The sequence below is a fragment of the Saprospiraceae bacterium genome (assembly GCA_016712145.1).
In the GTDB taxonomy this organism is placed as follows: Bacteria; Bacteroidota; Bacteroidia; order Chitinophagales; family Saprospiraceae; genus Vicinibacter.
Genome location: JADJRO010000001.1, coordinates 729,947 through 743,137, shown reverse-complemented (window position 1 = coordinate 743,137; position 13,191 = coordinate 729,947). Strand labels below are relative to the sequence as shown.

At 36.6% G+C, this 13,191-nt stretch carries 11 protein-coding genes; 5 read left to right on the top strand and 6 right to left on the bottom strand.

Features of this window, described 5'->3' with window-relative positions:
* Positions 1–4: 4 nt before the first annotated feature.
* Positions 5–1,285 carry an AAA family ATPase gene (locus IPK91_03225; protein MBK8296300.1) on the bottom strand — a complete coding sequence of 427 codons (1,281 nt, stop codon included), beginning with the start codon at positions 1,283–1,285 and terminating at the stop codon, positions 5–7.
* A gap of 11 nt (positions 1,286–1,296) precedes the next feature.
* Complete coding sequence (locus tag IPK91_03220; GenBank protein MBK8296299.1) at positions 1,297–2,328, bottom strand: endonuclease/exonuclease/phosphatase family protein; 1,032 nt, start codon at positions 2,326–2,328, stop codon at positions 1,297–1,299.
* Positions 2,329–2,393: 65 nt separating this feature from the next.
* Here IPK91_03220 and IPK91_03215 point away from each other — a divergent pair, with 65 nt between their 5' ends.
* The 4 genes from IPK91_03215 to IPK91_03200 are packed head-to-tail and all read left to right on the top strand — an operon-like array spanning position 2,394 to position 7,956.
* Complete coding sequence (locus tag IPK91_03215; GenBank protein MBK8296298.1) at positions 2,394–4,469, top strand: hypothetical protein; 2,076 nt, start codon at positions 2,394–2,396, stop codon at positions 4,467–4,469.
* 47 nt (positions 4,470–4,516) lie between these two features.
* Complete coding sequence (locus tag IPK91_03210; GenBank protein ID MBK8296297.1) at positions 4,517–5,149, top strand: TonB-dependent receptor; 633 nt, start codon at positions 4,517–4,519, stop codon at positions 5,147–5,149.
* A gap of 30 nt (positions 5,150–5,179) precedes the next feature.
* The gene (locus IPK91_03205; protein MBK8296296.1) at positions 5,180–7,219 is read left to right on the top strand and encodes a hypothetical protein; all 2,040 of its coding nucleotides are present in this window, start codon (positions 5,180–5,182) and stop codon (positions 7,217–7,219) included.
* Positions 7,219–7,956: a methyltransferase gene (locus IPK91_03200; protein MBK8296295.1), complete on the top strand. Its 738-nt coding sequence runs from the start codon at positions 7,219–7,221 to the stop codon at positions 7,954–7,956. The genes IPK91_03205 and IPK91_03200 overlap by 1 nt, the downstream gene beginning before the upstream one ends.
* 94 nt (positions 7,957–8,050) lie before the next feature.
* Here the strand turns inward: IPK91_03200 and IPK91_03195 are convergent, their stop codons facing one another.
* The 4 genes from IPK91_03195 to IPK91_03180 form a co-directional block, all read right to left on the bottom strand.
* Entirely contained in the window at positions 8,051–9,370 is a 1,320-nt protein-coding gene (locus tag IPK91_03195) for an MATE family efflux transporter (protein ID MBK8296294.1), read from the bottom strand.
* 88 nt (positions 9,371–9,458) lie between these two features.
* On the bottom strand, positions 9,459–9,704 hold the full coding sequence (locus tag IPK91_03190; protein MBK8296293.1) for a DNA-binding protein: 246 nt from the start codon (positions 9,702–9,704) through the stop codon (positions 9,459–9,461).
* 112 nt (positions 9,705–9,816) lie between these two features.
* Positions 9,817–10,929: an alanine dehydrogenase gene (gene ald / locus IPK91_03185; protein MBK8296292.1), complete on the bottom strand. Its 1,113-nt coding sequence runs from the start codon at positions 10,927–10,929 to the stop codon at positions 9,817–9,819.
* A gap of 572 nt (positions 10,930–11,501) precedes the next feature.
* On the bottom strand, positions 11,502–12,335 hold the full coding sequence (locus tag IPK91_03180) for a 1,4-dihydroxy-6-naphthoate synthase (protein MBK8296291.1): 834 nt from the start codon (positions 12,333–12,335) through the stop codon (positions 11,502–11,504).
* Here IPK91_03180 and IPK91_03175 point away from each other — a divergent pair.
* Positions 12,334–13,035, top strand: a complete 702-nt coding sequence (locus tag IPK91_03175; protein ID MBK8296290.1) for an RluA family pseudouridine synthase — start codon at positions 12,334–12,336, stop codon at positions 13,033–13,035. The two genes, IPK91_03180 and IPK91_03175, sit on opposite strands and share 2 nt — an antisense overlap.
* Positions 13,036–13,191: the final 156 nt, after the last annotated feature.

Here is a 13,191-nt window from a genome sequence, read left to right as displayed (position 1 = left end):
TCTTTTACGTATGCTGTCTTAAAAAATCAATAATTCGTTCGTCGGTTCGGATGTCCTGCCAGCGTAGCTTTTGTTTTAATTGGATGCCTTGCAGGCTTTTACACCTACTAAAGGCTACATAGGCTTGTCCAAATTCAAAGGCACCTGATCCCATTTCAATCGCGATGTGTTCAAATGTTTTGCCTTGACTTTTGTGAATGGTGATTGCCCAGGCAAGTTTTATTGGAAATTGAATAAAATGGCCAACAACTTCAGTTTCCAGGTCTTTATTTTTTCCTGGTGAAAGCTTGTATTTAATTATTTCCCATGTAAATGCTTCCAGTTCAATTCGTTTGTTCTCCATTTCTATTTCAATTGAGTTTTCATTCAAACTCAAAACAACTCCCAAACTTCCATTGACAAAACGCTTAGTCGGATCATTTCTGGTAAAAACCACTTGTGCTCCAACTTTTAAAATCAATTGCTCTTCACCAGGGTATTGATTTAATTGCACTTGGCCTTTTATTTTTGCCTTATAAATTTTAGGTACATCCTCTAATGCCTGCAACCGTTCCATATTAATTCGGTTTGCAGATGCATTGGTGGTGCATAAGTGGATTTGCAATACGTCTGTTTCTTCCTTGGGGTTGCAACAAAGTTCGTTGATTTCTTCAAGCTCATCGGAATCCAGATCATTCATTCGAATCTTTTCCAATAATTTAATAAAGTAAGGATCTGATTGTCTGTAAATGCGATTCAGTTCAATTAATTCAAATGATTCAATCTGATTAAAGACTTTAGCCGAGAAAAAATAAGGACTCGCATATTCATTCTGAAAATAATCTTTTTCAAAACTGGTACTAACAACAGGTGGTAATTGAAATAAATCACCACACCACAACATTGCTTTTCCTCCAAATGGTTTCTTATTTCCGATCGAAAGTTGAAGCAATTGATCAATATGGTCCAATAGTTCTGCACGCACCATTGAAATTTCATCTATAAAAATTAAATCGATCTGTTCAACGAACTTTTTAGGGAGGATTTTATAATCAGATTGGCGGATCCATCCTGGGGGAAATTTAAAAAAGCTATGGATGGTCTGACCTTTAATTTGAACAGCAGCTACCCCTGTAGGAGCAAGGTAAATGACCCGTTTAGCATTCAATTTTTTAAATAACTGAATCAAACTGGATTTACCAGTTCCGGCTCTTCCGGTTAGAAACAAACAGCCTTTCAGTGAATCCAATTGATCCAAAACATAATGATGTTCTGGATTCAGTTGAAATATAAAAGAGTCATCCATTCACACCCAATTTATCTATCAAAATAACAGATAACAGGAAAATGATCGCTAAATCCACCTATATATTGATTTCCTGAAAAGGTCCGTTTAGGGTAATTGCGAAAATGCCCATTCTTTTCAAGCATAAATGCCCTTCTGAAAATTTGGTGATCTGTGTAATGGTAATTTTGAATGGATTTCTTTAACAGTGAACCAGAAAGTATCATTTGGTCAAAAAGGTTCCAGCTATCATCATATGCAGTAGATCCTTCGCCATTTTTATAATTAGCATAAAATGGGTTAAAATAAGCTGTATTTCTTGATTGATTAATTTGTGTTTCAGTCTCTAATCCCTTCATTAAACTGATATCATCTGGGTTGTCGTTGAGATCTCCCATAATGATTATTCCAGCCGTAGGATCCAATTGCAAGATAGAATCCGCTAAATGTTTGTTTAACTGTGCCGCAATAATTCGATAGGGTGTTGTTAAAACTTCACCTCCTCTCCGGGATGGCCAATGATTGACGAGTACATAAAGCATCTGGCTTCCAAGTTTGCCTTTAACCAATAAGATATCACGGGTTAATCTTGGACTGCTGTCTCTTTCAAATAAGGGTATTTTAATTGATTTAGACTGGAGGACCGTAAAGTAGTCCGCACGATATAAAAGTCCGACATCAACGCCTCTTGGATCATTGGAATTATGATGTACTATTTTATAATAACTAGAACTTATTTGTTCATTTTGAACTAAATCTTCTAATACCGTTCTGTTTTCAATTTCACATACCCCAATTATAATCAAAGGGACTTGTTTACGTGACGTTTCCATAGCATGAATCACCCTCGCCATTTTGCCTATTTTGTCCTGGTACTTTTTAGGAGTCCAGTTTTTTAATCCATTGGGTGTAAATTCTTCATCTATCGTAAGACTGTCATCAAAAACATCAAACAGGTTTTCCAAATTATAGAATCCGATACCGATCTGTTGGCCGGAAAGTTCAGTTAAAGGGGAGTGCAAGAATAGAAAAAAGAGCGTACAGTAAAAGTATCGAAATATCATGCTAATTTTGTTATTTAAAACCTGAGGTGGTTTATTCTTACACAAAGTAACAAAAAGCGGAAATAATGCATTCCCAAATAGTGTTCATCAAGTCATATTTAATTGTATTTATTTCCATCCTACTTGCAGGATCAAGTTTTAGCCAAGTATTAAAGGGAAAAATTGTCAATAATCAAACGCAAGAACCAGTAGGAGCTGCAATTATTAGAGATAAAACGACTCACAAAGAATTTGTTTCGGATGTATCCGGCTACTTTTCAATACCACTTGATGATCCTGAGCAGTTGTTAGATTTGGAAATCATCAAAGAAAACTTTGCCTTATTTTCCATAAAATTGGTTGCAACAGATTGGAATACAGACATTCAAGAGTTTTATTTGGTTTCAAGTACGGGCAGATTGGCCAATGACCAGGAAACATCTACCAGTTCAAATGATCAGGAAACGGATGATTCTGACGTTTATAGCCTATTGTCATCATCAGATGATCCGATTTTAGAAGCTGCCAGTTTCGACTGGAGTTCGTTTCGGTTTCGACTGCGTTCTGTGCAATCTGTATATGATCAATTTGGTATCAATGGTTTTATACTTGGAAATCTTGCATCGGGCTATTCTCAATACAATCTTTTGTCAGGTCAAAATTTATTAACTCGTTATGGGGAGGCTTATCGCAGCTTTAAAGACAATCCTTACGATTTTGGAAGTTCAGGACTAAGTCAATGGATTGATGCAAATCCTGCAAATTTCAGAGAGGGGCTGGTGGTTCGATACGCTGAATCCAATCGGGCATATAGACATAAAATGGATGTCCATTATGTATCTGGTGCACTTAATAACAATTGGTTTTTAGTTGCTGGTTTAAACCGTCGTTGGGCACAAGAAGCTTATATACCAGGTAGTTATTATGATGCTTGGGGAGCCTATCTTGGTATTTCAAAAAACATTGGAAGGCATCATACACTTAGTCTTTTAGCAGTAAATGCACCCGTTGAGCGAGGGAAGGCTAGCCCAGCAACCAAAGAAGTTTATGCTTTGGCAAAGGATAATTATTACAATTCATATTGGGGGCTACAAGAGGGTGAAATTCGAAATTCAAGGACTGCAAGTTCAAAAATTCCAATGGCAATGCTGAATTATCTGTGGAATGTAAATGAGTCAATCCATTTTGAATCAGGTTTACTAGGAATAAAAGGAAAGCGCTCTGACAGTCAATTGGATTGGTACAATGCACCGGATCCAAGGCCTGATTATTATCAAAAATTACCTTCCTATATTGAAGACAGTTTGGTTGGAGCAAGCGTTTGGGAAGCATGGGAACAAAATGTCAATGTTCGGCAAATCAATTGGACTCGTTTATATCAATCCAACTATTCAAATTATTCAACCATTGAACATGCAAATGGAGTTAATGGGAATACAGTTTCTGGAAACAGGGCCACTTATTGGTTAAATGAAAGACACGCAGATCCGGAAGAATTGCAGTTTTTTGGCAAACTGAACTGGAATTTAAAACGCCATCTTTTTAATTTAAAATACCGTTTACGGGCTGGAAGTCTTGATAATTATCTAGAATTAACGGATTTATTGGGTGCAGATTTTCTGCTTGATGCGGAAGATTTTATTGATAACCCCAGTTTTCAAAATCCGGATGTTCGTTATCCCAATCACATTATACGAGAAGGTGAAATTTATGGATATCATTATAAATCACATCATTTGAATCAATCTGTTATAACGGATTACAATTATTATGGCAAAAGGTGGGATTTTAATGCTGGAATTTCTACTGATTTTCATTCATTCTACCGGGAAGGATTTTTTCTAAATGCAATCAATCCCAATTCTCTAGGAAAATCGGATAGAATAAATCAAACGGGATATGCAGCAAAAACAATGCTTACCTGGAAAATCAATGGTCGAAATTATTTCCGAATAAATCTGGCATACCAAAAATTACCAAATCGGTTTGATCAAACATTTGTTAATCCAGAATGGAACGCAAATGTTTTGAAGGAAACCAATCAAACCAAAGTTCAAGCGGCAGATTTAAGTTATTTTTATAAAAGCCCCAAAATTAAAATTGAATGCACAGCGTATGCTTTAAATTATAAAGACCAAATTATTAATAAAAACTTCTTTTAGACGAGCAATTAGAAGCATCAGGCAACGTTGATTTAGCGGATGGGGGATTGATTAATGCGTTTTATACAAAACTTGACCAAAGGCATTTAGGCATTGAGTCGTCTGTTGAATATAAAATAGGAAGAGGCTTTGTGATTTCGGGAATTTATTCATTAGGAGATGCTATCTATACATCACGTCCTGAAATGTTATTGTTTGATAAATTTAGTTCCAGCAATGGGAAGCATACTATTTACTTAAAGAATTTTTATGTTCCAGCAAGTGCAATGCAAGCTGGATCTATTGTACTAAAGTATAATTTTAAGCGAAACGGTTTTGCTACCTTGAGTTTTAATTATTTAAGCGATCAATATCTGGAGCCGAATCCATTGCGTCGTATCCCGCAAGCTGTAGCCGATTTGGATCCTGCCGGTATCCAATTTAATAAAATAATTAGCCAGGAAAAACTGCCAGAAGCATTTTATATCAACCTGTTTTTATATAAAGGATTTAAACTATTGAATCAGGATTTTGGATTGACATGCAGTGTCAACAATTTATTAAATAGACAAAATTTGATTTCTGGAGGATTCGAGCAATACCGATTTGACTATGCTGAAAAAAATCCCGATAAGTTTCCTTCAAAGTATTATTATTTGCAGGGGATTAACTATTTCTGTGGATTGAGTTGGAGATTATAATTTATAATGAATTTAATTAAATTTGAATATATGAATTTTATAAAAAGATACAGCGCTTTGTTAGTATTAGGATTATTAGGATTTACTGCATGTCTGGATCGAGATTTTGATAAACCACCTCAGCCTGTGGAAGAAATTGGATTTGATCCTAATTCTTCCATTGCAGAATTAAAATCAAAATATGTGTCTGGAAAATTTACAACGATCACAAACGATTTTTTAATTCACGCGACAGTAGTAGCCGATGATAAAAGTGGCAATTTTTATAAAACGATCGTGATTCAAGATTCAACAGGCGGGATTGAATTAAAATTAAATCGAACAGGCATTTATACAGATTTTCCTGTAGGTATGAAAATTGGATTAAAATGCAAGGGTTTGACGATAGGAGATTACAATGGATTGATTCAATTAGGATTGGGTACCTATATAAATGGAAACTATACAAATTTGTCAGGAATTGAAGATGTGCTAATTGACAAATACGTATTTAAAGGACCTAAAAATCAAAACATCGTTGCTAAGAAAAAAACAATAAGTACGTTAACTGCACAAGATATAAGTACTTTAATCCAGTTAGATAATATTGAATTTGCGCGAAGCGATACGGGTACGACCTATGCAGATGTGGTAGCTAAAGTTTCAGTCAACCATACATTAACGGATTGCAATAAAAACGAAATCTTATTGCGCACCAGCAATTTTGCTGATTTTGCTGGAACTGCGGTGCCATCTAAAAATGGAAGCATTACGGCAATATTGAGCAAATACCAATCTGATGCCCAGCTCTATATAAGAAATTTAACTGATGTTCAATTTACAAACGATCCATGTCTGGGAGGTGGAAATTTAGCGCAGATTTCAATTTTGGATTTGCGAAAATTATTCACAGGAACAATTACAAATGCGCCATCCAATAAAAAAATTGTAGGTACGGTAATCAGCGACCGGGTAAACATGAATACCACATCCAAAAACCTTGTTATTCAAGATATAACAGGAGGAATTACCATTCGATTTTTATCAAATCACAGTTTCAATTTAGGAGACCAACTTCAAATTAATGTATCTGATCAGGAAATTTCTGAGTTTGATGGATTGTTGCAGATCAACAATGTTGACAATGCCAATGCAGCCAAAATCGGTACGGGTAATATGGTTCCTCAAGCTAAAACGCTTTCAGAAATAATCGCAAATTTTGAAAACCTCGAGTCAAGCCTCGTTGAAGTATCCAATGTTACAATTAGCAAATCGGGTTCTGCTACTTTTTCTGGTTCATGTAATTTGAGTGATGGGACTGGGAGTATGCTGTTGTTTACAAGAACCCAAGCTCTATTTGCAAACGAGAATTTTCCAACGGGTAGCATCAAGCTATTAGCCATGGTGACTCAAGGTGGTGCAAATAAAGACATGCAATTAACCATGCGCAATTCAACCGATGTGAGTGGTGGAGGAGGTGGAGGTACACCAATTTTTATAAGTTTGCGTACAGTTCGGTCTTTATTTTTAGGCACAACAACCAGTGTCCCGGCGAATCGAAAAATTCATGCAAGTGTAATCAGTGATGTCTCCAATGGCAGCACCACAACTAAAAACATTCACATACAAGATAGTAGTGGTGGAATGGTTGTTCGATTTACAGCTGACCACAATTTCGTGGTGGGAGATGATTTGGAAATTGATATATCATCACAGGAGTTGTCTGAGTTTTCGGGATTACTAGAAGTCAATAATGTACCATTGGCAAATGCTAAAAAAATTGGAACCAATGTGGTGTTGCCAACGCGGTATTCGATCAATCAGATTCTTCAGAACTTTGAAGCACTGGAATCTACTTTAGTTGAAATTATAGGAGTTACAATTACCAAAGCAAGTGGTGCCACATTTTCCGGTACCTGCACGCTCAATGACGGATCCGGTACTATGGATCTTTATACGCGTACACAGGCAAGTTTTGCAAGCACTAATTTTCAAACAAGTGTAGTCAAAATAGTTGGAGTTGTGAATCAGGGTGGGGCAGCGCAAGCCAAACAAATTTCTATCAGAAGTCTGAATGATATTACGCCTTAATGGCCTTGGATTTTACAAAGGAGGCATTCAGATTTAAACAATTTGCGGTTTTTGTAAGTCCCGGGGTTTTTCCGGTTACTACGGATGCGGTATTATTGGGATCATGGATTCAACTTGATCAGGCAGCTAAAATTCTTGATATTGGCACAGGTAGTGGTATCTTATCATTAATGGCTGCTCAAAAAGCTGCTGCCCATGCACACATTATTGCATTAGACAGTGATAAGAATTCAATACAATGTGCAATGTACAATTTTGAACAATCTCCCTGGCATTCCAAATTGGATGCGATTTGTTTAAATGCTGAAGAACTTATAGATTCCAAATCAAATCAACAACTCGAAGATCGATTCGATCAAATTATATGCAATCCACCTTTCTTTGTGGATTCGTTATTGTCTCCCAATGTCGATAAAAACAGGGCACGCCATCAGCTGACATTAAGTTTTCCACTTTTAGTAAAAATTGCTAAAGCTCGTTTAAATCCAAATGGTAAAATCAGTTTGGTTTTGCCAGCTGTTGGTTCAGACATGATTGTCAATCAAATGCAAAATGTGGACTTATATTTGTCGAGAGTTCTAAAGGTTCGAAATAAGCAGTCTTCAAAAACAAATCGAGTCTTATTGGAATTCACTAACGCTAAAACAGTATATACAGAATTTGAGTTGTTTTTATATGATGAAAACGGAATGCGCAGTAAGGAGTATTCTGTTTTAACACGTGAATATTATCTATAGCTGACATTATATTGGTCTAAAAGAATCCTAGATCGAATTTTAAAAAATCAAATAGAAAGAAAGATATTACAAGTAACAAATCCAATGGTATAGTTCAATTAAATGAACTGGTAATTCGAAGAAAGCGACGATATAATAAGAATGCCATGCTGCTAAGGCATACGATAAATCCAGTCCAAACACCTGAAACTTGCCAATTGAGTACTACACTTAAAAAATAACCAATGGGAATCCCTACAAACCAATAACACAAGGTGGTGTAAATCGTAGGCAGCTTAACATCTTGAATTCCTCGCAAAACACCAATCCCAACTGCTTGAATGGAATCACCTAATTGAAACGCTGCTGCAAATAAAAACAACAACGCCGCGTGATGTATGACCTCTGGATCGGATGTAAACAGATAAGGAATTTGATTTCTGAAAATTATAAAAAACACTGCACAAATACTGCCATAAATTGCTGAAAACTGTAAAACAGAAACCCCTATTTTTCGGACCAGGTGAATGTCTTTCATGCCAAAGGCTTCACCTACTTTAATTGAACCTGCAGTGGATAACCCGATAGACACCATAAAGGTCAAAGCTGCAACAGAAAGTGATACCTGATGCGCTGCCTGTTGGGTTGCGCCAAACCAACCGACTAAAATACCCAATACGACAAACGCTCCAATTTCACTTACATATTGCCACGCACTGGGTAATGCAAGACGAGAGATTTTTTGTAATTGCAATCGGTCAATGGTGCGATTACTAAGCTGATATATTTTGTATCGTGAGTGATACAAAACATAGATACCCAATGCAAGCGCTATGAAAATCCGGGTAATAAATGTTGCTACACCGGCACCAACCAATTCCATTTTTGGGAAACCATAATTCCCATAAATAAGTAAATAATTTAAAAATGCATTCATAGGGATGGATGCCAATGAAAGAATCATAGGAATTTTTGTAAAATTTAAACCATCACAAAATTGTTTTATACTTAGAAATACGGTCATAGGAACAATTGACCAAAGCATCCAATTCATATACGGAAGGCCAAGGCTTGCAACTTCTGGATCTTGTCCAAGATGGAAAATAACTCCTCCAAAAATATAGAGTAACCAAGATGTTAAGATAGCTACTGAAACATTAAGATAAAATGCGTTATTTAAAAGTGCTCCACAAGATTCCGGTTTTTTTGCACCTTTTAATTCTGCAACTAATGGTGAAATAGCTACGGTAAAACCTATGCATAATACATAAGGCAATCCAATCATATTGGTAACTAATGATGATGCTGCCAAATGTTTATAACTTAAGTGACCAACCATGGCTGAATCAATAATATTCAGCATCATTTGAGACAAATTCCCTAAAATAATTGGGAATGCCAGTTTCAATAAATCCAACTGTTGTTGTCTATTCAAAATTTCTACAATAAAGGAATAAAAAAAAGGGTCTGCTAATGTTCAAGAAAGCAAACCCTCAATAAATAGGTAAGGTAATAAGACTTAATTAATTTTGTTTGGCGTTTTCTTGAATGAGTTTTTTTGCTAAATTTAAAATTCGTTCATCCTCAATGTGAACGATCCCTCCATTTGGACCGGGCTGAATATGATTGCCGCTGTTTTCAAGATGATGCGCTCCAAAGTAATTTCGCACAACCTGTTCATCCAGATTTAATTCATCCGCAATTTTACGAATGCTTCCGGTAGGTAAATTGTGTTTAATTGTGCGGAGCTCATCCAAGGTTATATTCATAGGTATTGGTTTAAATGTGAACAAAATAAATGACCGTTCAAGTTAGTACGACATTTAGGTTCCTGCAAGTATTTAAAGGAAAAAATTTTTTGTAAATTGTTTAGGCAAATTTCTAAAGAACCTGGCTGACATCGACATAAGGTAAGCCAAAAGCGTCGGCTACCCCCTTATAAACTACCTTGCCATGAACGACATTCAGTCCACTAGAAAGTGGTTTGCTGTCTTTGCAGGCTGCTTTCCAGCCTTTGTCTGCCAATTGAATAGCAAAAGGCAAGGTTGCATTTGTTAAGGCCAATGTTGAGGTAAAAGGAACAGCACCGGGCATATTCGCTACACAATAATGAACCACCTCATCAATTATATAAATTGGATCATCATGCGTTGTTGGTTTACTGGTTTCCATACAACCCCCTTGATCTATTGCCACATCAACAAGCACAGTTCCAGGTTGCATGGTTTTAAGCATATCGCGAGTTACCAGGCTAGGCGCTTTAGCACCAGGAATTAAAACAGCTCCAACAATTAAATCGTGGGTTTTGACCAATTCCCGTATGGTTAATTCATTGGAATACATGGTAGTGACGTTTGGTGGCAGTACATCAGCCAAATAACGCAAACGAGGTAAACTCACATCCAGTAAAATAACCTGAGCACCCATTCCAGCGGCCATCTTTGCAGATTGAGTTCCTACGATGCCTCCCCCCAATACCAATACTTTAGCTGGTGGAACACCTGGAACACCGCCTAACAGGATCCCTTTGCCTTTTTGAGGCTTTTCTAAAAACTTAGCTCCTTCCTGGATTGCCATTCTTCCGGCAACTTCAGACATTGGGACCAATAAAGGCAGGCTGCGATCGGCCAATTCAACCGTTTCGTATGCAAGACAAATAGCACCGCTTTCTATCATGGCTTTCGTTAAAGGCTCATAAGAAGCAAAATGAAAATAAGTGAATATGAGTTGATTTTCTTTAACCAAAGGATATTCTGAAGCTATTGGTTCTTTGACCTTTATTATCATTTCAGCGATACCATAGACTTCTTCAATATGATTTAAAATAGAGGCACCGGCATCTTTATACATTTGATCCGTAAATCCGCTCCCTTCGCCAGCTGTCGATTGAATATAAAGTTTGTGACCTCTTTTACTTAATTCGAGAGCACCCGCAGGGGTAAGGGCCACACGGTTTTCGTTGCTTTTAATTTCTTTGGGAACACCAATAATCATGGGAAAAGGAGTTTAGTATTTGAAAAGGCGAAAATACAATAAGGAAGGAAATAAAAGGGAACCGCCTTAAAAAAGATAGCCCGTATACAGTTATACGGGCAAATCTTCATTTAATAACCAAAACTCAAAACTCGTTTAGAATTATTCCAAGAACTGTGCCAAAAATGATCGGTATGAGGCAAGCAGCCTTGAATTTAATTTAGAAGTACTTTAAATTAAAAGCAGGAAAGCTTTAACGAATGCTTGGTAGTATTAGTATAGGAGAATCAAAGGGCCACTATTTAAGCCAGAAATAAGCGTATAATAAAATGGATTCGTGCGTTAAAATTCAAGAAGAGAATTTAATTTATTGAATTGGAAAACCAGGGAATCTGGTTTTTCCGGGGATGTTGGGTGCTTAAAAAAAATTGCTCGTGACTTTTCACGAGCAAAAACGAATTTTACATTTAATAACCAAAACTTACACAGCGTAAATATATAATATATTATTAAAAAACACTATATGTAAATGGTTATATTTTAGTGTTTAATAAAGATTTTATTAAATTAATATGTAATATATTTAAAATCAATTATATAAATATATTGTTTCTGGTATTGAATGGGGGATTTAGAGCTTCAAATAGGCTTGAAAGGGCTGACCTGCCAAGCTTGCCAAGTTCTAAAGTAAATTGGTTTACATATAAACGAATGTGTTTTTGTATGACATCTGGGCTCATTTCGCTTGCGTGCTGTTGGATATATGGCATTAACAGCTGTTCATTGAGATGTGCATAATCCAGACTTTTACGGATAGTCTGTTGCAAGTCGCTTGCTTTTTCCATACCCAATGATTTACGAATACCGATTAATCCCAATGGGATTGGATAGCCTGTTTTTTCAACCCACAACTTGCCTAAATCGGCCAATTCGATAAGTCCTTTTTCTTTATAATTAAAACGGCTTTCATGAATGATTACCCCCGCATCATGCGTTCCAAGCAGCACACTTTGTTCTATTTCTGAAAAAACCTTAAAGGATAGTTTATTGACTTCTGGAAATAAATTCCGAAAAAGTAAAGCTGCAGTGGTATCCTTACCTGGCAAGACAATGCGTTTGTTTGTAAGCTCTTTGAGGTCGAAATCACGAGTTGCAACCAATATGGGTCCCGTATCGAAGCCAGCAGCAGCGCCTGTTTCGGATATCCAATAACGATCAATAATTTTAGGGAGTATTGCTGCGCTGAATTTTATCACATCGTAAGCACCAGTAAGGGCTTGTTCATTTAATTCTTGAATATCCATATAATCGCAGCTTATTTCCAGCTCTTTTGGATTGCCTAATAAATTGTTTATCCAAGCTCCAAAAATATAAGTATCGTTTGGGCAGGGCGAAATGGCTAATTTTATCCGATTATTGCTATCCATGAAATTCGATCCATTTATAATTTACGAAGATAATCACATCCTCATCCTTGAAAAGCCTGCCGGACTTTTGTCGCAGGGTGATCATACCGGCGATGAAAACTTATTTGATTTGTTGAAGGAATTCATACGTATTAAATACGAAAAGCCAGGGAATGTTTATTTAGGTTCAATTCACCGATTGGATAGACCTGTAGGTGGAATCATGTTGTTTGGGAAAACGTCCAAAGCAACCACAAGGCTTCAAGATCAAATGAAAGCCGGTTTAATTAAGAAAAAGTATTTGGCAATAACAGAAAAACATCCGGATATCGAAGAGGCAGATTTGGTTCATTATTTAACAAAAGATGAATCAAAAAACAAATCAAAAGTGTACGATCACCCTAAAAAGGATTGCAAGCTATGTAAGTTACATTATAAGGTACTTGCAAATATTAAAGGATTTGCGCTGTTGGATATCACCCTGGATACAGGTCGATCCCATCAGATCAGGGCTCAATTAGCGCATATGGGTTTTCCTATAAAGGGGGATAGTAAATATGGAATTTCCCATGGAATTAAACATGAAAGTCTTGGTTTATTTGCATATCAACTCGGATTTACCCATCCGGTTACTAAAGAATGGATGGAATTCACTCATTTTCCACCCTCAGATAAAAATTTTAATCCATTTAAGGCCTTTTTTCCGCGACCCAATGGCTAATTCAGAAATTGTCCAGAATATTTAGACAAGCTCCTCTGAATCTTATTTATTATCTTAATTTTGCCGCCGGTGAGAGTTCACGACCAGCTCCTGCTGAATCCCCCAGGGTAGAAATACAGCAAGGGCGAGTGGTTGAGCGGTGCGATGGACTCTTGC

Excerpts from the sequence above, each read along its gene's own strand:
- IPK91_03225 (MBK8296300.1), bottom strand. The coding sequence starts at position 1,285 with ATGGATGACTCTTTTATATTTCAACTGAATCCAGAACATCATTATGTT.
- IPK91_03220 (MBK8296299.1), bottom strand. The coding sequence starts at position 2,328 with ATGATATTTCGATACTTTTACTGTACGCTCTTTTTTCTATTCTTGCAC.
- IPK91_03215 (MBK8296298.1), top strand. The coding sequence starts at position 2,394 with ATGCATTCCCAAATAGTGTTCATCAAGTCATATTTAATTGTATTTATT.
- IPK91_03205 (MBK8296296.1), top strand. The coding sequence starts at position 5,180 with ATGAATTTTATAAAAAGATACAGCGCTTTGTTAGTATTAGGATTATTA.
- IPK91_03200 (MBK8296295.1), top strand. The coding sequence starts at position 7,219 with ATGGCCTTGGATTTTACAAAGGAGGCATTCAGATTTAAACAATTTGCG.
- IPK91_03190 (MBK8296293.1), bottom strand. The coding sequence starts at position 9,704 with ATGAATATAACCTTGGATGAGCTCCGCACAATTAAACACAATTTACCT.
- ald (MBK8296292.1), bottom strand. The coding sequence starts at position 10,929 with ATGATTATTGGTGTTCCCAAAGAAATTAAAAGCAACGAAAACCGTGTG.
- IPK91_03175 (MBK8296290.1), top strand. The coding sequence starts at position 12,334 with ATGAAATTCGATCCATTTATAATTTACGAAGATAATCACATCCTCATC.
- IPK91_03180 (MBK8296291.1), bottom strand. The coding sequence starts at position 12,335 with ATGGATAGCAATAATCGGATAAAATTAGCCATTTCGCCCTGCCCAAAC.